Genomic DNA, 18,358 nt, shown 5'->3' with positions numbered 1-18,358 from the left:
AAACCTGTCTTCCACTTTCACCCAACCCGTCCCAACGCAAAACATGGCAGACCTGATATGAACATGCATTCCGATACCGCCCTGCGTGACGAGGCCACCAGCCTGTTCTCCGACTACGCAAAATCTGATTATGACGTGATCCGCCTGCGCGCCATTCAGGCCCTGACCGCCATTGGAGCCAGCGACAGCCCGGCCTTGGTCGAGGCGTTGCTGGATGATGACGAAGACGTCCGTCAAGACGCAGCCCAAGCGCTGGGCGCGCTGGGCGTAACGGAGGCCGCGCCGCAACTGCTGGAAAACCTGATCCACGATCCCTGCGGTGAGGTGAAACTGGCCTGCGTCACCGCCTTAGCACAGCTGAACGCCAAGGACGCCACGCCGCACCTGCGCACCCTCGTCACTGGACGCGGCGAGGATATCACTTGGGACGAGGACGAGCTGCATCAGGATGAATGGGACGACTGGCTGGATACTCAGATCGCGGCGATCAAAGCGTTAGGTCGCATGGGCGATGCGGCTGCGATTGAACCCATTGTCATGGCCCTGATGGACGAAGACGGGCAGGAACTGGGGGATGTGGCCTGCGAAGCGCTGGGCCAGATCGGTACGCCGTCCGTGCCGACCTTGGGTGTGTTCGCCCAATCCTCGAACCGCCGTCTGCGTCACCGCGCTCTGCGCACGCTGGCCGGGATCGGTGGAGCCGAGGCCGAAGCCATCTTGCGCAAAGCCACCACCGACAAGGACGGGGCCGTGCGTCTGATCGCTTATGAGGCGCTGATGCTGGGTGATCCGCTGCTGGTCGAACAGGCGCTGACCGATGCGGTCGAAGACATCCGCATCGCGGCGCTGAACCACTCGGGCTTCTCGGAACCCGAACTGCTGGACCGCATGATGCGCGACCCCGGCGCCAAGGTGCAACTGGCGCTGATCGACCGGCTGGACCGCAGCCAGCCTATCGTTGATCAAGACGACCTGCGCTGGCAGGTGCTGGATTTCCTCGCAACCGGACAACAGCCTGAGGTCTCGGCGCAGGCGCTGGGTCTGCTGGCGGCGTTGGCCCCGCAACTGGTGGCAGATCGGCTGAACGCGCTGTTCTCGGTCGAGGCGGACGACCTCAAGGCCGAGCGTATCCAATGGGCCATCGTCGACGCGCTGGCGACCTCGCCCCTGCGCGAGACGGCAGAATGGCTGCAACGCGCCTGCCGCGCGCCCTTTCGGTCGGTGCGGCTGAAGGCCGTGGCCTCGCTGGCGATGATTGTTACTGACACCGACCGCCCGCATGTGAACCAGCAGCAGGGCCGCGAATTGCTGCTGTCCTTCGCGCTCGCCCCGATGAGCGTGGTCGAAGACGCGCACGAGGAAGAGGCCCCGCAAACCGACATCGCCGCGCTGGAAGAGGCAGGGCTGGATGTATCCGACGGTGGTGAAAACGGCCCTACCTCCAGCCTCGGCGCGATCCTTGGCCATGACGCTATCGCGGCAGAGATGAAGAAAGAGGCCGAGGATGATGACCTGCACCCCCTGACGCCACGCGAGCAGGCATTGTTGGTCAAGGCCACCCGGCATCCCAAACGCCGCCGCGTGGCGTTGGATGACAATGCCGAAGCCTTGGAGCGTGAGACCCGCATTTCGGCCATCCGCCTGCTGGGCGACGTCACAGGTATGCAGATCATGCTGGCCCAGATCGCGCGGGATCCCGAGACCGAGATCGCCGCGCAGGCGCTGGCGGCACTGGGCTTGTCGGTCGCGCGCAACGGGTCCGAACTGGACCAGTCGCATTTGATCGAGCTGATCACACAGGGGCTTTCGCATACCGATGCCAATCTGTCTCTGCAAGCGCTGAACCTGCTGCAACAGGCTGACCTGCCACCGCAGGATGCGCTGCGGGGCAAATTGCGGGCTATGCTGAAAACCGGAGATACTGCCTTTCGTATCGACGCCATGCAGACTCTGACCCGCTGGGACGGGACGGCCGATGTGGCGCGCAGCTTGCTGGACGATGTCTCGGCCCCGGTACGGCAGGCGGCGATGCGGCTTTTGTCTGAAACGGCCCCGGATCAGGCAGGTGCGGCCATCGTACCCTTCCTTCTGGCCAATCCTGAGCAACGGATCGTGACCTATATCAATGACAGCACCCCTGCCTTGGTGTCCATTGGGCGCGAATTGTTGGCCGGATTGCGCGACGAGAACCGCCGCGCCCAGTGGCCGGTGTTGATCAGCGCTTTGGCCGACCTGTTGGGAGACCCCTACCGGGCGGTCTGAAACCGGAGGGATAGATGGCGATTTCGCTGAAACTAGGCGCGGCGATTCTAACGGGGGCAATGGCTTTTGGTAGTGTCGCACTGGCCGAGGAGATCCCCGAGGTTGCCGTAGTTCATCAGGTCATCGACCTGAACGCCGACACTCCGGCGCATGCATTTCGGTTCGAACCCAAATCCCTGCAGGTTCCCGCTGGGGCGACTGTGCGTTTCAAAGGCTCGACCGGGCGGCACACGGTCACTGCCATTCCTCGAATGATACCCGTGGGCGCGCGCGTCTTCGAGATTCGGGGCAAACCCGAACTGGATCTGACTTTCGAGAAAGAGGGAGTCTACGGCATCCGTTGCCGCGTTCATGGGCGTCACGGCATGGTCATGCTGCTGGTAGTTGGTGATCCAAGCTCGAATCTGGAAGAAGCCAAGGCCTATCTACCTAAACTTGGAGAGGCCGAGCGGGTCGGTTTCGAAGAGCTCTTTGCGTATATGGAGGCCCAAAATGGCTGATGGATGTGCCTGCGACCACCATGCTCATATGTACCTGACCGTAGATGACGCCCTAAGGCGCGGTTTGTCCGTGGCCAACCCCATCACGGATACCGAAACACTACCGCTGGTGCAGGCTATTGGCCGGATACTGGCCGAGGATTGCGACAGCAAGGTAGACATGCCCGCCTTCGATAACTCGGCCATGGACGGCTATGCCGTTCGCAGCGCCGATCTGGGCGAGGGGCCTGTGTTCGAACTGCCGGTTGGCGGGCGCATAGCCGCCGGCGATAGCGGCGCACACGATGCGCCGGATGGCAGTGCCTTGCGTATATTCACAGGAGCGCCGGTGCCGTCCGAGTTCGATGCCGTATTAATGCAGGAAGACTGTGAGTTTCAGTCCGATCGCATCCGGTTCAACCGCCGTCCAAAATCCGGTCAGCATATCCGTCGCGCGGGCGAGGATTTGAAAGCTGGTGCCCCGATCCTGCGGCGCGGGTGTGAAATTTCCGCGCGCGAGGCTGCCGCGTTGGCCTCGGCTGGTTATGGCGAGGTGAAGGTTTTTCGCAAGCTCAAGGTCACGATCTTCTCGACCGGTAGCGAGCTGCGCCAGCCGGGTGAAGCGCTTGGCCCCGGACAGATCTACAACTCGAACCGGTACATGCTTTTGGCTTTGCTGGATAAACCCTGGATCGAACTAGCCGACCGAGGCCCGGTCGAAGATGATCCGGTGCTGCTGAAGCAGGTCTTGAGGGAGGCCTGTAATAGCTCGGACCTGATTATCACCACGGGCGGTGTTTCGGTCGGGGACGAAGACCACATGCCGCGCCTGTTCAGTGAAATCGGTGGCGAAACCGAGGTGATGAAAGTGGCGATGAAACCCGGCAAACCGATCATGTTCGGTTGTCGGGGTGATGCGCTTTATGTGGGCCTGCCAGGAAATCCGGTTTCGGCCTTTGTTACGTGGCAGATCATTGGTGCGCGGATGATGGAACGCCGTGCCGGTCTGCATCGGAACGAACGCACCCCCGAGCAGGCGGTTTTAGCAGAACCTATTCAACGCCGCGCGGGGCGGCGTGAGTACCGCCCGGTAAGCATCGACGGATGTACACCGAATGGCGCACCGCGATTGCGCCTGATGGCCGAGTCTTACAGCGGGCGCGTTGCCCTTCTTGCACAGGCCGATGGTCTGGCAATTATTCCGGCAGAAACTGAGAAGCTGCCAGCCGGAGAAGCTCTGGATTTCCTTCGATTCTAGATGTATCCCGATGCGCTTGAGGTATCAAATTCTTTGGTCAACGAGCGCCCTTTGCTGTCGATGGCGCGCGGCTGTAGGCCTTTGGTGCCGACCTATGTCGGGACCTTTGGGGATCGCCGAATGCTCTGTCGCGAATGTACGCGCGACGGGCAGCTAGGTGACGTCCTTGAACATGTAAGTGGTCGGCTCCAGCCGATCCTCAAACGGGTTTCGGCAATAGTTCGGGATCTCTCCGGCAATCTGAAAACCCATCGACTGATACAGCAAGCGTGAAGGATCGCTGCTACGGGTGTCCAGCACCAGCATCGTGCGTTTCAATTCCTGAGCACGTTCATGCAGTGCCTCCATCAGCGACCGACCCAAACCACGACGGCGAGCCTGCGGATGAACCAGCAGTTTTGCCACATCCGCGCGATGCGGCTGGTTTGGCATTGCGGCGGGGATCAGTTGCACTGTGCCCAGAATGCGTCCGTCACCATATGCGACAAACAGATCGAGTGTCTCCGCGCGGAGTTCGGGCTGCACCCTGTCCCGCCAATAGGCGCGGGCATCGTCTCGCGAAAAAGGAAGGATGAACCCGATACTGGCACCGGTATGGACACAGCGGTGCAGGATATCGGTCAGATCCTCAAGCGCTTCGTCGAAATATTCCTGTGGCAATCGCGTAATCATATCAGCACCAACAGATAGCGCGCACCGCGTTTGGGTCCGGTTTCGAACTGCGTTGGCCCCGACAGGTGATAGCGAAGGCAGTCGCCGCCGCTGAGCGCATGGGCAATCCCGTCCACTGTCAACGTTAGCCCTCCATCAAGTAGGATCAGGTGGTGCTCCTGTCCCGGCTTGGGCGGAGTATCGTAGGTGATGACAGTACCTGGGGGCAAATGACCTTCCATTACTTCGCCACTGAGGCCAGTCGCCGGTGGTGAAACCGAACGGCGGGTAAACCCGCTTTCGGGGTCATGCCATTCAGGCTGCTTCTCGAAAGGTACTTTGGGATCGAAACTGTCTTCGACCATCATCAGCAGGCGTGACATGGGCAGGCCGTATGCTGCGCATAAACGGCCAAGCGTTTCAGCGGTAGGGCTGACATCACCGTTTTCCATTCGCGACAGTGTCGCCCGGCTGACCCCACTTTGGTCTGCCAGCTGCTCAAGCGACCAGCCATGACCCTGGCGCAGCTCGTTCAGACGCTTAGCGAGGCGGTTTGATAGTGTGTCGAGCATGGCTCACATATGGGAAACAGTTACGAATATGGGATTATTGCCTTGCTTTACTTCAAACACAATAGAAAAAGGGCGCAGAAATCTGCGCCCTTTTGCTGCTCGGGTATCGGACTGGATTACTTCCAGCCAACTTCGTTATAGATTTTCTGTGCCTCGGGGATGTTTTTAGCGGCCTCTGAGAGGTTCACCTCATCCGCTTTGAATTCCCCCAGAGCGGCCACGTTCTCAGCCAGCGCGACGCCTTCGACAGCGGGGTATTCATCGTTTCCGTTCGAGAAGTAGACCTGGGCCTGATCGCTTGCGAGATACTCAAGGAACTTAATCGCGTTTTCTTTGTTCGGCGCGTTTGCTGCAACACCCGCACCCGACAGGTTCATATGTGCACCTTCGGCATCCTGTGCCGGGAACTGCACGCCGATCATCTCGATATCCGCGCTTAGACCCTTGACGTCTTTGCGCATAGCGCGGGCCATATAGTATGTGTTGGCAACCGCAATCTCGCACTCGCCTGACACGATGCCGCGCAGCTGGTCTGTGTCACCGCCCTGAGGTTCGCGTGCCATGTTGGCGGCGACACCTTCAGCCCATTTCCTGGCTTCTTCCGCGCCGTGATTTGCAATGATCGATGACAATAGTGTCTGGTTATAGATATTGCCGGACGAGCGAATGCAGATCTGCCCTTTATACTCCGGTTTTGCCAGATCCAGATAGGTTGCGGGTGGGTTGGCGACATCAGCCTTGTCAAAGAAGATGATCCGTGCGCGCTGAGAAAAGCCGTACCACTGATTGTCTTCGTCCTGAAGGTTTGCCGGAATACGCTCCTCTAAGATTGCGCTCTCGACCGGCTGCAGGATGCCTTCGCTCTTGGCGCGGGCCAGGCGCGAGCTGTCGACCGTCAGCAGGACATCAGCGGGCGAATTCGCGCCTTCTGCTTTCATCCGTGCTATCAGTTCGTCGGCCTTGCCTTCGATGCGGTTGATGGTGATGCCGGTGGCCTCTTCGAAGTCGGAATACAGGCGTTCGTCGGTGTCGTAGTGGCGCGAGGAATACAGGTTCAGCTCGCCCTCGGCTGCGGCAGAGGTGGCGATCAGGGCCGTCAGGGTGGCGGCAAAGCAGGTAGAGGATTTCAGCATCATTTGTCCCAACATTGAAAATCGTGACGGGATTTAACCCGACTGATTTGGTCAATTAAACGATTCTCGGTGGGATGCAAGGAAATCCGACAAAATTAGTTGGTCAAAACGTCGCTGAACTTACCTTGCCGGACGGCCCCTTCAGGATTGACGCCGCCTACTTTGTTTTCTTTCGGGTTGCGGAGGGATGGGTGACGGTGCCGGCTCGGGGTCCGGATCGTCGCTGAGCACCGGTTCTTTGGTCAGCATCGCCTGTGTTACCGCTTCCATGTATTTCTGCAGCATGACCGGCGGATCGGCTGGGGCCAGTTTGATTGATAGCCTGCTTGCACCTTCCTGATTATAGGCATAGCGCGAGGAATAACTTGCGTTGACCTGCGCCGCCACGGGTCCCCAGCCACCTTTGACCGATGCGCTGCCTGATTTCTCGGTCTGTTTGGTCATCGAGATCGCCATCTTTACCTCGATCTCGGCCTCTTGCACCGCATAGAACGCGGGCAGGAAACCCATCGACACGAGGCTGAATTCCTTTGGGGGACCATCGGGGTTGGATAGGTCGGGAAGCTGGATTTTCTGATCCGCCATGTATTTGGCGATATCAGTCGAATGTCTATCCAATTCAGTTTGCGACTCTGCCACGGAAATCGCCAGTTTCTGAACCATTTCCGCGAAAGGGACGTTTAGCAGTTCCTGCCCGATACTCATTTCCAATCTCCTTTGTGAATTCAGTCTCTATCAATAATCTTCGTTGCGGACCGTCTTTTGACCGAGAACGAGACCTTCGCTGCGTTCTGGCTGACCGCCTGTTTCTTCGCGTTTGTAGCGAACTGGGCTTTGTCGCCATCCCGACCAAGCCCAACAAAGGCTTCGACCTGGACATTGTCGATGGTGAAATCGTCGCTGCCGTCGGATCCTGCAAGGATCTGTTCGCCCAGGGCCTGCGAAAAAACCTGCGCATCCACGATCTGCGTATCTTTGTCTTCAACCTCCATTCCGCTCTGGCCTCCGGCCATTGGGTTCACCACCGGAGAACCCGAGCCCATCAGCATGCCACCGCCTCCTTCTTCCAGGTCGTCGATCTGGTCTTGCAGGTCCTGGATCGTCTCCAGCAACACGACCTCGCGCGCCTCCAGCGCGGTCAGGCGGTTTTCCAATGACTGAAGCAGTGTGGTGAAGGCCTCGGGCAGTTCGGTGATGCGCACATCTATAGGCTGTTTTTTGGGGGTCTTGTCCTTTTTAGTCGCCATCGACCCCTCCACCAGAACCACTTTCATCCACCGGTCCCGGCGCGAACCGCATCCGCATGGTCGACGCGCTGCTCGCATCGAGCGTATCTGTTTGCGTCAGTTTTGGCCCACACAGAAACGCGCCAATGATCCCGCGTTTGCCTTCTTCTGTGGTACTGGTCATCTCCATGACGACCTTCAATTCTACATCGACATCCTGCATGTGGTAAAAGACTGGCGGAATGCCCATCTCGCGCAGTTCCTGAGGATAGTTCTTCAGCGCGTTCAACTGATCCAGACTAAGCTGTTCGGCGGCTTGGGCCACGCTTCGGCCTATATCGGCCACCATCTCGGTCAGGGTTGTTCCTAATAGCGTATCCAGATCATCGTTGGCCAACCCGACCTCCCTTCTAAAAACAGGGAAAGCGTAGCATGAGACCGTCTCATAACAATACTAAATCTCAGAACCGGACTTTCGGAGCGATTTCCGGCACTTCCGCCGACACGAAAGGGCGCTAGAAGCAGGGCATAAAAAAACCGCGCTCGAAAGCGCGGTTTTTTTAATTAGGTTCGTGCAGCCCTTAGCCCTGGCGAGCTTTGAACTTGCGCTGCGTCTTGTTGATCACGTAGACGCGGCCTTTGCGACGCACAACCCGGCAATCACGGTGCCGGTTCTTGAGCGAGCGGAGCGAGTTCTTGACCTTCATGGGTCTGTCTCCAATCTGCGGCGCCTTCATCAAAGACGTGGCCAGCGCCTGGGTTAATCGGGTGCCCCGGAAAGACCAGAGCAATGAATTCATGGTGGGCGGTACAAGGATCGAACTTGTGACCCCTTCGATGTCAACGAAGTGCTCTACCGCTGAGCTAACCGCCCATGAAACCGTTGCGTGACCTGCCCCATAACGAAATGGGGCGCGGAACCCCGCGCCGGTAGCGGGGTCTATAAAAGGAGTCGTTGGGGGGATCAAGGGGTTTGGCAGAACTATTTTACGGTCTATGTTGAGTGCGAACAACGGAGAGCCCATGCCCGACGCCGCCACCAATGCAGCCTATATTCTGGATATGCCCGCAACGCGTACGTCCTGCGTGGTATTTGCCTCGCCCCATAGCGGTCGGACCTATCCCGAGTCTTTGTTGAAGCGGTCTGTTTTGAACCGCAATATGATTCGGTCCTCCGAGGATGCGTATGTCGATCAGCTTTTTTCCTCAGTCGCTGAATTCGGTGCACCGCTGCTCGCCGCGGCCATGCCGCGCGCCTATCTGGACCTGAATCGCAATTCGGATGAATTGGACCCCGCTTTGATACAGGGTGCGCGTCGTCACGGACATAATCCGCGGGTTACCTCGGGCCTCGGGGTGATTCCCCGCGTGGTCGCCAACGGCAGGGCGATCTACAGCGGCAAGCTGACTATGGATGAGGCGCGCCTGCGGATCGATACCTATTGGCGTCCATACCATACTCGTCTGAAATCTCTGCTGGCGGAATCGCATCAGATGTTTGGGCAGGCCATTCTGATCGATTGCCACTCGATGCCGCACGAGGCGGTGGCGCTGGCCGGCGGCTCGCGCCGGGCCCGACCGGAAATCGTTTTGGGCGATCGGTTCGGTGCGGCCGCTTCCGGTGTGATCGTTGATCAGATCGAGGCCGCTTTTGCCGACGCGGGTCTGAATGTGGCGCGCAACACGCCTTTTGCTGGGGCCTACGTCACCCAGACCTATGGTCGACCTGCCCGCCATCAGCATGCGGTTCAAATCGAGATCGATCGGTCACTTTATATGAACGAGGAAACGATCCAGCCGAACGGCAACTTTGAGGCGTTGCGTGATGTGTTGCGGCAGGTCACCGCGCAGATCACCAGTATCGGGTCCGATCCAATGTCACTTGCCGCCGAATAGACCTAGCGCAGCGCACGACCTTTTACGATTGCATCACTACCGAAACGGCGCCGGATTTCGTCCGTCGCACGTTCGGCCTGTGATCGGCGTTCTGCACCGGGATCCAGAAGGTCGCCCGAGATATCGGCCTGATCCTCTGAGCACAGGTCAGACAGACCGCATCCCAAAAGGCGATAGGGACCCTGATCGCCAACCTGATCAAATAGCCCACGAGCGGTGCGATAAATCCGGTCCGCTATCTGAGTCGCATCGCGTAGTGATATGCGCCGGGTGATGATCTTGTGGTTGGCCTGTTTCAGCTTCAGCGTCACCACTCGCCCAGCCAATCCCTTGGCTTTGGCCCGGTCAGCTACCTTTTCAGACATACGCCACAGATGCCCGTCCAGAATTTCAAGACTGGCGGTATCCTCGAAAAAAGTGGTCTCATTACTGATCGACTTCATCGGCTCATGGGCCGATACGCGCCGTTTGTCCTGCCCTCGCGCCAGATGCCACAGACGGTAGCCCATTGATCCGAACCGCGCTGTCAGCGCCTCCTGATCCCAGCGCAGAAGATCAGCAAATGTGCGAATCCCTGCGCGATCCAGAGATTCCTGCGCCGCCGGACCAATTCCCCAGATTAATCGCACCGGCCGGTCATGCAGGAAATCAGCCGTCTCGGCCTTGCCGATCACTGAAAAACCCCGAGGCTTGTCGAGATCCGAGGCCACCTTGGCCAAAAACTTGTTATGGCTCAAGCCAATCGATCCCGTCAGGCCCAGCTCATCTTTCATCCTCTTGACCAGACGCGCAAGCATGACCGCTGGCGGTGCACCATGCAGCCGCTCGGTGCCGGATAGGTCCATGAACGCCTCATCCAGCGACAGCGGTTCAACATCAGGTGTCAACTCGTCCATCATAGTGCGTATCTCGCGCGAGACGCTGGCATAGACCGACATACGCGGTTTGATCACCACCGCTTCGGGGCATAGTTGAAGCGCCTTGAACATTGGCATGGCTGAACGTACCCCGCGAACGCGGGCCACGTAACAGGCAGTCGAAACCACCCCGCGCTTGCCGCCGCCAATGATCACAGGCTTGTCGACAAGTTCGGGATTGTCGCGCTTTTCGACCGAAGCATAAAAAGCATCGCAATCCATATGCGCGATCGTCAGGTCAAACAGCTCTGGGTGCGATTTGACCCTCGGGCTGCTGCAAGTTGGGCAGCGCGGCCCTTGCTTAGTTTCCTTCAGGCAGTCGCGACAGATGGCGGGCATGATGTAGTTTCTTTCCGGCCAGCGGCGGATTGGTCAAGACATTCGATAGGTTAAAAGGTATCGCGAATGGATAAGGATAAAAAGAGGACCGATGGACTTCGCCGGGGCAAAAATAGCGTTGTTTCTGGGGCGCAAGCTGCTGGTCATTCTAAGAGATGATCGATCTGATATCCCGTTTCCAGGTCATCTCGATTTTCCAGGCGGCGGGAAAAAGTCAGGCGAAACACCGATCGAATGCGCGTTGCGTGAAACAGATGAAGAGGTTGGGCTGCGCCTGTGCGCAACCGATCTTGTCTGGTCACGGCAATATGGTCAAAGCTGGTTCTACGTCGCCCTGCGCCCGCCGGAAGATGTTGGTCTGATCCGTTTTGGGGACGAAGGGCAGGGGTGGAGGCTGAATTGTCCGCGGGATTATCTGTCGAATCCGTTGGCCATTCCAAATTTTGCAGATCGCCTTCGGGATTATTTGACGGAAACGGCGCAGCTTTGAACGGGACTTCGAAAGAAAACCCCCCGCGCCTGCGGGGGGAGGTAACGAGCCTCAGGAAGAGATGGCCCGTTGGGGAGTGTCTTGTGTGTAGAATCGCCGAAAATGGCGTTTTTCGATAGCCACAAGCCGAACGCCATAAAACTCATGTTTTTCATGTGTGTTTTCGGGCACAGGGACGATTTGGCGCGGCGGCGCGAAAAATTGACCTGACGTCAATTGCTTGAGCACCGTTCCTTCCGCAATTTTTGGCTTTTCGCCTAATGGTGAGTCAATGAATTTAACTCGCTCAAAACTGCTTGTGCGGCGGCTTTGGGGTCATCCGCCTGATAAATCGGGCGACCCACGACGATATGATCGGCCCCATCGCCGATTGCACTGGCCGGGGTTGCGACCCGCTTTTGGTCGCCCAAAGCTGCGCCAGCAGGGCGTACCCCAGGGGTTACAATCAAACGACCTTCGGATTGGGGCAGGGCGCGGATTAGCGCGGCTTCCTGAGGGCTGGCGATGACGCCATCAGCTCCGGCCTCGAAAGCCTTGGCCGCGCGTTCTACAACGAGGTCCTGCACGTCACCCGCTTTCAGAAGGCTTGCATCCAGATCGTCCCTGTTCAGTGATGTCAGGACGGTTACCGCCAGAATTTTCATGTCCTTGCCTGCAGCGCCCTCCTTTGCGGCGCGTACGACATGCGGATCACCATGCACCGTCAAGAAGTCCAGATCGAACTGAGCCAACCCACGCACTGCATTTTCTACAGTGTTGCCGATATCGAACAGCTTCATGTCCAAGAAAATGCGCTTTCCGTGATCCTGTTTCAACTCGTTGGCCAATGCCAGACCGCCGCCAGTCAACATACCCAGCCCGATCTTATAGAACGAAACCGAGTCGCCCAGCCGCTCGGCCATGGCTAGACCCTGCAGGGCGTTTGGGACGTCGAGGGCTACGATAAGGCGGTCATCGGACATGGGGCGCTCCTTTTTGGCAAACGTTTGCGTCCTAACGGGTTCAGGGCGATCTGTCCATGTGTGAAGCCCGAGGTGACGCAGTTCACTCATTATTTTGCGCAATGTGCTAAAGTGCCGACGTTCAGAACAGGGATAGAAACGATGAAAAAGGTAATTTTACTTGGCGCGGCACTGATGTTGGCCGCATGCGAAGACGCGCCTCAAAGCGATCCGCCCGAAACCGGTGTCGCGCCGGCTCCAACCAATGACAATCTTCTGTTAGTGCGTGGGTACCGATCGGAAGACGACTGGTGTCAATTGACCGGGGAAACAGCCTATACCGGCAACTTCCTCGATCATACGGCTGATCTGGTTTCATGCCCCACAGGCAGCAGTGCCGAGCAGTCTTTGGTCGAAATGTATAACGCTGAATTGATGGGAGAAACTGGCGGTTATTCCGTCTACTCGATTCCGCGCGGATGACGCCGATTTATATGCTCTAGCCCCTTGAATGGGAAAAGACATTTCCCAAATTGAATGTGAGGCCCAGACCGACGCGTGCCGCCAAGCGGGCGCATCAATACGGGGCGCTTAAGAAAAGGAGAATGCTATGGACTTGAACAAGTTCACCGAGCGGGCACGGGGTTTCGTGCAAGCCGCGCAGACCATTGCGCTGCGCGAGGGGCACCAAAGGCTGGAGCCCACACATATCTTGAAAGCACTGATGGACGACGATCAGGGGCTGGCCAGCAACCTGATCACACGCGCTGGCGGCGCACCGAACCGCGTGGTTGAGGCGTTGGACGCGGCCATGGGCAAAATCCCGAAGGTCAGCGGCGACGCGAGCCAGATCTATATGGACGGCCAGACCGCCAAGGTTTTGGACGAGGCAGAGAAGCTCGCCACCAAGGCGGGCGACAGCTTTGTGCCGGTTGAACGCGTTCTGATGGCGCTGTGTATGGTGAAATCCAAAGCCAAAGAGGCTTTGGAGGCCGGTGCTGTATCGGCCCAGAAACTGAACGAAGCGATCAACGATATCCGCAAGGGCCGCACTGCTGACACCGCATCGGCGGAAGAAGGCTACGACGCGCTTAAAAAATATGCGCGCGACCTGACCGAGGCTGCAGCCGAAGGCAAGATCGACCCGATCATCGGGCGGGATGAGGAAATCCGCCGTTCGATGCAGGTTCTGTCGCGCCGCACCAAGAACAATCCGGTACTGATTGGTGAACCCGGCGTCGGTAAGACCGCGATTGCCGAGGGCATGGCCCTGCGCATCGTCAATGGTGATGTGCCGGAATCATTGAAGGACAAGAAGCTTCTCGCGCTCGACATGGGTGCGCTGATCGCCGGTGCTAAATATCGCGGTGAGTTCGAAGAACGACTGAAGGCTGTTCTGACCGAAGTTACCGAAGCCGCCGGTGAGATCATACTGTTCATCGACGAGATGCACACGCTGGTAGGTGCAGGTAAATCCGACGGTGCGATGGATGCCGCCAACCTGATCAAGCCTGCGCTTGCCCGGGGTGAGTTGCATTGTATCGGCGCGACGACGCTGGATGAGTACCGCAAATACGTCGAGAAAGACGCAGCCCTCGCCCGCCGGTTCCAGCCGGTGATGGTCACTGAGCCGACAGTTGAGGACACGATCAGCATCCTGCGCGGTATCAAGGAAAAGTACGAGCTGCACCACGGTGTGCGCATCTCGGACTCGGCGCTCGTGTCGGCGGCGACCCTGTCGCATCGCTACATCACCGACCGCTTCCTGCCTGACAAAGCCATCGACCTTGTCGATGAAGCGGCTTCGCGTTTGCGGATGGAGGTGGATTCCAAGCCCGAGGAACTCGATCAGCTGGATCGTCAGATCCTGCAAATGCAGATCGAGGAAGAGGCGCTGAAGCTTGAAGATGACGCGGCCTCGAAGGATCGTCTGGAAACCTTGCAAAAGGATTTGGCCGACCTGCAGGAGCAATCCGCCGAGATGACCGCCCAATGGCAGGCAGAACGTGACAAGCTGGCTGGCGCGCGTGATCTGAAGGAACAACTCGACAAAGCGCGCGCTGATCTGGAGATCGCCAAGCGTGAGGGCAACCTCGCCAAGGCGGGTGAGCTGTCCTATGGCGTCATCCCCGAGCTTGAGAAAAAGCTGACCGAGGCTGAAAACGCCGAAAGCAACGCCATGATGGCCGAGGAAACGGTGCGCCCGGAACAGATCGCTTCGGTGGTCGAACGCTGGACCGGTATCCCGACCTCGAAAATGCTGGAAGGCGAGCGCGAGAAACTGCTGCGGATGGAAGACGATCTGCATTCCCGCGTGATCGGTCAGGATGCGGCGGTCACTGCTGTTGCCAACGCCGTGCGCCGTGCGCGTGCCGGTCTGAATGACGAGAACCGCCCATTGGGCTCGTTCCTGTTCCTCGGCCCGACCGGCGTGGGCAAGACCGAGCTGACCAAGGCCGTGGCGAACTTCCTGTTCGACGACGACAACGCGATGGTGCGCATCGACATGTCCGAGTTCATGGAGAAACACGCGGTCGCCCGTCTGATCGGTGCCCCTCCGGGCTATGTCGGCTATGACGAAGGTGGTGTGCTGACCGAAGCCGTGCGGCGCAGACCCTATCAGGTCGTGCTGTTTGACGAGGTCGAAAAGGCACACCCGGATGTGTTCAACGTGCTGCTGCAGGTCCTGGACGATGGCGTCCTGACCGATGGTCAGGGTCGTACCGTCGACTTCAAGCAGACGCTGATCATCCTGACGTCGAACCTTGGGTCTCAGGCACTCAGCCAGTTGCCCGAAGGGGCTGACAGTGCGCAAGCGCGGCGGGATGTCATGGACGCGGTCCGGGCTCATTTCCGGCCTGAATTCCTGAACCGTCTGGACGAAACCATCATCTTTGACCGGCTCAAACGGGCCGATATGGATGGCATCGTCGATATCCAGATGGCACGTCTGCAGAAACGTCTGGCTGCCCGCAAGATCGAGCTGGCACTGGACGATGGCGCGAAGGAATGGCTGGCCGGTGAAGGCTATGATCCGGTCTTCGGTGCCCGCCCATTGAAACGCGTGATCCAACGCGCCCTGCAGAACCCGTTGGCCGAAGCACTGCTGGCCGGTGAGATAAAGGATGGTGAGACCGTTCCGGTGACCGCCGGAACCGATGGTTTGATCATCGGCGATCGGCTGGGAACGTCCGAGCGTCCGCGCCCGGATGATGCAGTCGTGCATTAAATCTCAGGTAATGAAGAGACCCGCCATCCAGGCGGGTCTTTTTTTGGTGGCTTGTATTGCGACTAAGAGCGTTCAGACCTGCCCGGTCAGATCCTGCGCCAGCATCATTGCGTTGCCGTCCGGGTCGTAAAATGTGGCAGTGCTGACCATCCCCTCAATCGTCTCGGTTTCGCCGTCAAACCGAACTCCGGCCCCTTCCAAAGCATCGCGTGCGCTTGCGATATCAGCAACACCAAAGACCGGAACGGTGTTTCCGGGCGCTGGTTCTGCCTGCTCGCCCAAACCAAGGGTCACGCCTTCGGTTTTGGTGAGCATCTCGCTCCAACCCGCCTCATCAATATGATGGATCAACTCAAACCCGAGCTTGTCATTATACCAGCGCGCACTGGCGTGGCGATCTTTGACCGAAATGGCGAGAGTGATGGTGTTTTCTAAGGAAACGAGGGCCATGGAGCTTTCCTTTTGTCCTAAAATAAAGTAACTATACTTTATGGACATTAAATTACTTGTCAAGCTTACCTCTCGGGCCTGGTCGCTGAACATTCTTGCGCAGCTGCACCAGGGGGTTCCGGGCAGGCAGGCCCCATTGCACGCCGCGACCGGGGCAAGCCGGACGTCATTTGCGGCAAGTCTTGAGCATCTGGTCAGCCTTGGCTTGCTTGAACGGAACCCGGGCCACGGCCACCCTTTGCGCCCTGAATTCCGTTTGACCAAAGCCGGGGTTCAGGCGGCGGCTGTAGCGGCAGAAATCGTGGCCTTGGTGCCGGATGATACCGAATTGAAGCTACTGCGTCGTAGCTGGACGGTCCCTATTCTGGCGTTGACCCGCCAACCGCGGCGCTTTTCAGGGCTCAGGTCGGATCTTCGGGTGATCACTGATCGCGCATTGTCGTCCTCGCTCAAGCAGTTAGAGGCGCAGGACTGGGTTCGGCGCGATATCGAAATTTCGGCCCGGCTGCCTTTTCCGACCTATCAGGCGGTCAATCTTGGGTGCGAAATAAACCGTGTTGTCGGCTTGAACATCGGGTGACCGTTATCCTCGCGCCCAAGCGTACCTAATTTTCGTTACAATCTGTTCGCTCAATCGTGACGCCTGTTTCCTTGGCTCTGTGCTATCAGACCTTACCTCAGTTACGAGGTTAATGGATAACGGAGAACCAAATGGCGCATCGCTGGACCAACAAACTGACGCATGCGGACGTCACCCCAAGGGCGGCGTTTCTGAACCGGCGACAGGTCATGGCCGGTTTGGCGGGTGTCGGGCTGGCGAGCCTCGCGCGGCCAGCGGCGGCCGAGGCGCTTGAACCGAATACCTGGGAAGAGATTACTTCCTACAACAATTATTATGAGTTCGGGACACGCAAGGATGATCCGGCGAAATATGCACACACACTGGTAACCGAGCCCTGGAGTGTAACCATCGACGGTCTGGTCGACCGCCCTGGTGAATATGATTTCAAAGACATCATGTCTGAAATGACTGTTGAGGAGCGAATCTATCGGTTCCGCTGTGTTGAGGCCTGGTCGATGGTGATACCTTGGAACGGGTTTGAACTGGCAGATCTACTCGGCATGGCTGGCGTTCAGGACGGCGCGAAATACGTGGCGTTTGAGACCGCCTATCGTCCCGATGAGATGCCGGGTGTGGCGTATCCGGTACTAGACTGGCCATATCGCGAAGGGCTGCGTTTGGATGAGGCGATGCATCCGCTGACCATTATGGCTACTGGGATCTACGGCAGGGACATCCCGAACCAGAACGGCGCGCCTTTGCGATTGGTGGTACCGTGGAAATATGGCTTCAAATCGATCAAATCGATCGTGCGGATTACCCTTACGGATACCCAGCCTCCGACAAGTTGGAACATGGCAGGTCCTAGGGAATATGGGTTCTACAGCAATGTGAACCCCAATGTGGATCACCCCCGCTGGTCGCAGGCTTCGGAACGTCAAATCGGCGGAGGTCTGTTTGCCAAGCGAATCCCGACGCTGATGTTCAACGGATATGAAGATGAGGTCGCCAGCCTTTACGAAGGCATGGATCTGGCGAAGAACTACTGAGATGATGCGGCGGCTCAACGACCTCTTGCGACGGCTTCCCAATTGGGCCGTTTATTTGCTGGGCGCGCTGCCTGCGCCCTGGTTGTTTTATCAGGGCATGACCGGTGGTCTCGGGGTCGAGCCGATCGAGGCGCTCGAGCACGAGTTTGGCGAACTGGCGCTGCAGCTTCTGATTTTGGGTCTCGCGATTTCGCCCTTGCGTCGCTTCGCTGGCCTAAATCTGATGAAGTTCCGCCGCGCGTTAGGTGTACTGACATTTTCCTATGTCGCATTGCACCTGTTGATCTGGCTGGTTCTGGATGTTCAGATTCCCAGCCAAATCTGGGCGGACATTATCAAGCGGCCCTATATCACGGTGGGCATGGCTGCCTTTGTACTGTTACTGCCGCTTGCAATCACGTCCAACAACTGGGCGGTTCGCCGTTTGGGGCCTCGTTGGCGCAAATTGCATCGTCTGGTCTATCCAGCAGCAATTCTGGGGGCGCTTCATTATGTGATGTTGGCGAAGGGGTTTCAGATCGAGCCATTGGTCTACTTGGCTATTATTCTGGGACTTCTGGTCATGCGCCTACCGGTCGCAACAATCCTGATCCGGTTTAGGCAAGCCGATTCAGCCTGACTCGCAGGCGAGTCTGTGGGTAACAGTGTGAATAACATATCCATGGCGTGATTTGCGATGGTCTGTGTCCGCGACTTCCGGGTTGAATGGCTGGACACTCTTCGTAACCATATGTTTTAGTGTGATAAAATTCTATTTTTGCGTTTTTTTGCGTTTTTTTGATTTTTCCACTTGCGGCTTTTGGGCGATATATTTAGAACGCCCTTCACCGGCGCTGCTGAGGTGCTGGGACGCGGTGGAAGCTGCGGAGACGCTCGGGAGAGACTGGGGGCATCTGAGGTTTTT

20 protein-coding genes and 1 tRNA gene are annotated in these 18,358 nt (G+C 58.0%); 10 read left to right on the top strand and 11 right to left on the bottom strand.

Features of this window, described 5'->3' with window-relative positions; translation table 11 throughout:
• Positions 1-57 precede the first annotated feature (57 nt).
• From ACR0MJ_RS17080 to ACR0MJ_RS17070, 3 genes are read left to right on the top strand one after another with little or no spacing between them, the layout of a single operon-like run.
• Positions 58-2,262 (top strand): HEAT repeat domain-containing protein, encoded by a 2,205-nt coding sequence (locus ACR0MJ_RS17080; RefSeq protein ID WP_480761881.1) that lies wholly within the window; start codon positions 58-60, stop codon positions 2,260-2,262.
• A 14-nt stretch (positions 2,263-2,276) separates the two neighbouring features.
• Positions 2,277-2,762, top strand: coding sequence for a plastocyanin/azurin family copper-binding protein (locus ACR0MJ_RS17075; protein ID WP_480761880.1), 486 nt, complete (start codon positions 2,277-2,279; stop codon positions 2,760-2,762).
• A complete protein-coding gene (locus ACR0MJ_RS17070) occupies positions 2,755-3,999 on the top strand; it encodes a molybdopterin molybdotransferase MoeA (protein ID WP_480761879.1) in 1,245 nt (414 codons plus the stop codon). Before ACR0MJ_RS17075 ends, ACR0MJ_RS17070 begins: the two co-directional genes overlap by 8 nt.
• Positions 4,000-4,152: 153 nt before the next feature.
• Here ACR0MJ_RS17070 and ACR0MJ_RS17065 read toward each other — a convergent pair whose 3' ends face one another.
• The 8 genes from ACR0MJ_RS17065 to ACR0MJ_RS17030 all read right to left on the bottom strand — a co-directional run bounded on the left by ACR0MJ_RS17065 (position 4,153) and on the right by ACR0MJ_RS17030 (position 8,455).
• The gene (locus ACR0MJ_RS17065) at positions 4,153-4,671 is read right to left on the bottom strand and encodes a GNAT family N-acetyltransferase (RefSeq protein ID WP_170398494.1); all 519 of its coding nucleotides are present in this window, start codon (positions 4,669-4,671) and stop codon (positions 4,153-4,155) included.
• A complete protein-coding gene (locus ACR0MJ_RS17060; RefSeq protein WP_170408235.1) occupies positions 4,668-5,222 on the bottom strand; it encodes a helix-turn-helix transcriptional regulator in 555 nt (184 codons plus the stop codon). Before ACR0MJ_RS17060 ends, ACR0MJ_RS17065 begins: the two co-directional genes overlap by 4 nt.
• A gap of 116 nt (positions 5,223-5,338) precedes the next feature.
• Positions 5,339-6,355 (bottom strand): Fe(3+) ABC transporter substrate-binding protein, encoded by a 1,017-nt coding sequence (locus tag ACR0MJ_RS17055; RefSeq protein WP_170398498.1) that lies wholly within the window; start codon positions 6,353-6,355, stop codon positions 5,339-5,341.
• A gap of 141 nt (positions 6,356-6,496) precedes the next feature.
• Positions 6,497-7,060, bottom strand: coding sequence for a hypothetical protein (locus tag ACR0MJ_RS17050; protein WP_223117417.1), 564 nt, complete (start codon positions 7,058-7,060; stop codon positions 6,497-6,499).
• Between the two features lie 20 nt (positions 7,061-7,080).
• Complete coding sequence (locus ACR0MJ_RS17045) at positions 7,081-7,602, bottom strand: hypothetical protein (RefSeq protein WP_170398502.1); 522 nt, start codon at positions 7,600-7,602, stop codon at positions 7,081-7,083.
• Complete coding sequence (locus ACR0MJ_RS17040; RefSeq protein ID WP_170636916.1) at positions 7,592-7,978, bottom strand: hypothetical protein; 387 nt, start codon at positions 7,976-7,978, stop codon at positions 7,592-7,594. The genes ACR0MJ_RS17045 and ACR0MJ_RS17040 overlap by 11 nt, the downstream gene beginning before the upstream one ends.
• A gap of 184 nt (positions 7,979-8,162) precedes the next feature.
• Complete coding sequence (ykgO, locus tag ACR0MJ_RS17035) at positions 8,163-8,288, bottom strand: type B 50S ribosomal protein L36 (protein ID WP_005648635.1); 126 nt, start codon at positions 8,286-8,288, stop codon at positions 8,163-8,165.
• Between the two features lie 92 nt (positions 8,289-8,380).
• Positions 8,381-8,455: transfer RNA gene (locus tag ACR0MJ_RS17030), tRNA-Val, on the bottom strand.
• 149 nt (positions 8,456-8,604) lie between these two features.
• Here ACR0MJ_RS17030 and ACR0MJ_RS17025 point away from each other — a divergent pair.
• On the top strand, positions 8,605-9,477 hold the full coding sequence (locus ACR0MJ_RS17025; RefSeq protein WP_170514642.1) for an N-formylglutamate amidohydrolase: 873 nt from the start codon (positions 8,605-8,607) through the stop codon (positions 9,475-9,477).
• Between the two features lie 2 nt (positions 9,478-9,479).
• Here ACR0MJ_RS17025 and ACR0MJ_RS17020 read toward each other — a convergent pair whose 3' ends face one another.
• Complete coding sequence (locus tag ACR0MJ_RS17020; protein WP_170819142.1) at positions 9,480-10,733, bottom strand: DNA polymerase IV; 1,254 nt, start codon at positions 10,731-10,733, stop codon at positions 9,480-9,482.
• Between the two features lie 91 nt (positions 10,734-10,824).
• Here ACR0MJ_RS17020 and ACR0MJ_RS17015 point away from each other — a divergent pair, with 91 nt between their 5' ends.
• Entirely contained in the window at positions 10,825-11,223 is a 399-nt protein-coding gene (locus ACR0MJ_RS17015; RefSeq protein ID WP_480761876.1) for an NUDIX domain-containing protein, read from the top strand.
• Between the two features lie 257 nt (positions 11,224-11,480).
• Here ACR0MJ_RS17015 and pyrF read toward each other — a convergent pair whose 3' ends face one another.
• Positions 11,481-12,185 carry an orotidine-5'-phosphate decarboxylase gene (gene pyrF / locus ACR0MJ_RS17010; RefSeq protein ID WP_170514647.1) on the bottom strand — a complete coding sequence of 235 codons (705 nt, stop codon included), beginning with the start codon at positions 12,183-12,185 and terminating at the stop codon, positions 11,481-11,483.
• A gap of 141 nt (positions 12,186-12,326) precedes the next feature.
• Between pyrF and ACR0MJ_RS17005 the strand changes: the two genes are divergently transcribed.
• Both ACR0MJ_RS17005 and clpB read left to right on the top strand, forming a co-directional pair.
• Positions 12,327-12,647, top strand: a complete 321-nt coding sequence (locus tag ACR0MJ_RS17005; RefSeq protein ID WP_480761874.1) for a hypothetical protein — start codon at positions 12,327-12,329, stop codon at positions 12,645-12,647.
• A 127-nt stretch (positions 12,648-12,774) separates the two neighbouring features.
• Positions 12,775-15,393 carry an ATP-dependent chaperone ClpB gene (gene clpB, locus ACR0MJ_RS17000; RefSeq protein WP_480761872.1) on the top strand — a complete coding sequence of 873 codons (2,619 nt, stop codon included), beginning with the start codon at positions 12,775-12,777 and terminating at the stop codon, positions 15,391-15,393.
• A 72-nt stretch (positions 15,394-15,465) separates the two neighbouring features.
• Here the strand turns inward: clpB and ACR0MJ_RS16995 are convergent, their stop codons facing one another.
• On the bottom strand, positions 15,466-15,843 hold the full coding sequence (locus tag ACR0MJ_RS16995; protein WP_170398520.1) for a VOC family protein: 378 nt from the start codon (positions 15,841-15,843) through the stop codon (positions 15,466-15,468).
• Between the two features lie 40 nt (positions 15,844-15,883).
• Here ACR0MJ_RS16995 and ACR0MJ_RS16990 point away from each other — a divergent pair, with 40 nt between their 5' ends.
• From ACR0MJ_RS16990 to msrQ, 3 genes are all read left to right on the top strand, one after another.
• Complete coding sequence (locus ACR0MJ_RS16990; RefSeq protein WP_480761870.1) at positions 15,884-16,423, top strand: winged helix-turn-helix transcriptional regulator; 540 nt, start codon at positions 15,884-15,886, stop codon at positions 16,421-16,423.
• Between the two features lie 131 nt (positions 16,424-16,554).
• The gene (msrP, locus tag ACR0MJ_RS16985) at positions 16,555-17,454 is read left to right on the top strand and encodes a protein-methionine-sulfoxide reductase catalytic subunit MsrP (protein WP_170664176.1); all 900 of its coding nucleotides are present in this window, start codon (positions 16,555-16,557) and stop codon (positions 17,452-17,454) included.
• Positions 17,455-17,458: 4 nt separating this feature from the next.
• Positions 17,459-18,073, top strand: a complete 615-nt coding sequence (gene msrQ / locus ACR0MJ_RS16980) for a protein-methionine-sulfoxide reductase heme-binding subunit MsrQ (protein ID WP_480762069.1) — start codon at positions 17,459-17,461, stop codon at positions 18,071-18,073.
• Positions 18,074-18,358: the final 285 nt, after the last annotated feature.

The sequence above is a fragment of the Ruegeria sp. C6 genome (genome assembly GCF_056537625.1).
This window is presented reverse-complemented; position numbering and strand designations above follow the sequence as displayed.

Excerpts from the sequence above, each read along its gene's own strand:
- ACR0MJ_RS17080 (WP_480761881.1), top strand. The coding sequence starts at position 58 with ATGAACATGCATTCCGATACCGCCCTGCGTGACGAGGCCACCAGCCTG.
- ACR0MJ_RS17075 (WP_480761880.1), top strand. The coding sequence starts at position 2,277 with ATGGCGATTTCGCTGAAACTAGGCGCGGCGATTCTAACGGGGGCAATG.
- ACR0MJ_RS17070 (WP_480761879.1), top strand. The coding sequence starts at position 2,755 with ATGGCTGATGGATGTGCCTGCGACCACCATGCTCATATGTACCTGACC.
- ACR0MJ_RS17065 (WP_170398494.1), bottom strand. The coding sequence starts at position 4,671 with ATGATTACGCGATTGCCACAGGAATATTTCGACGAAGCGCTTGAGGAT.
- ACR0MJ_RS17060 (WP_170408235.1), bottom strand. The coding sequence starts at position 5,222 with ATGCTCGACACACTATCAAACCGCCTCGCTAAGCGTCTGAACGAGCTG.
- ACR0MJ_RS17055 (WP_170398498.1), bottom strand. The coding sequence starts at position 6,355 with ATGCTGAAATCCTCTACCTGCTTTGCCGCCACCCTGACGGCCCTGATC.
- ACR0MJ_RS17050 (WP_223117417.1), bottom strand. The coding sequence starts at position 7,060 with ATGAGTATCGGGCAGGAACTGCTAAACGTCCCTTTCGCGGAAATGGTT.
- ACR0MJ_RS17045 (WP_170398502.1), bottom strand. The coding sequence starts at position 7,602 with ATGGCGACTAAAAAGGACAAGACCCCCAAAAAACAGCCTATAGATGTG.
- ykgO (WP_005648635.1), bottom strand. The coding sequence starts at position 8,288 with ATGAAGGTCAAGAACTCGCTCCGCTCGCTCAAGAACCGGCACCGTGAT.
- ACR0MJ_RS17025 (WP_170514642.1), top strand. The coding sequence starts at position 8,605 with ATGCCCGACGCCGCCACCAATGCAGCCTATATTCTGGATATGCCCGCA.
- ACR0MJ_RS17020 (WP_170819142.1), bottom strand. The coding sequence starts at position 10,733 with ATGCCCGCCATCTGTCGCGACTGCCTGAAGGAAACTAAGCAAGGGCCG.
- ACR0MJ_RS17015 (WP_480761876.1), top strand. The coding sequence starts at position 10,825 with ATGGACTTCGCCGGGGCAAAAATAGCGTTGTTTCTGGGGCGCAAGCTG.
- pyrF (WP_170514647.1), bottom strand. The coding sequence starts at position 12,185 with ATGTCCGATGACCGCCTTATCGTAGCCCTCGACGTCCCAAACGCCCTG.
- ACR0MJ_RS17005 (WP_480761874.1), top strand. The coding sequence starts at position 12,327 with ATGAAAAAGGTAATTTTACTTGGCGCGGCACTGATGTTGGCCGCATGC.
- clpB (WP_480761872.1), top strand. The coding sequence starts at position 12,775 with ATGGACTTGAACAAGTTCACCGAGCGGGCACGGGGTTTCGTGCAAGCC.
- ACR0MJ_RS16995 (WP_170398520.1), bottom strand. The coding sequence starts at position 15,843 with ATGGCCCTCGTTTCCTTAGAAAACACCATCACTCTCGCCATTTCGGTC.
- ACR0MJ_RS16990 (WP_480761870.1), top strand. The coding sequence starts at position 15,884 with ATGGACATTAAATTACTTGTCAAGCTTACCTCTCGGGCCTGGTCGCTG.
- msrP (WP_170664176.1), top strand. The coding sequence starts at position 16,555 with ATGGCGCATCGCTGGACCAACAAACTGACGCATGCGGACGTCACCCCA.
- msrQ (WP_480762069.1), top strand. The coding sequence starts at position 17,459 with ATGCGGCGGCTCAACGACCTCTTGCGACGGCTTCCCAATTGGGCCGTT.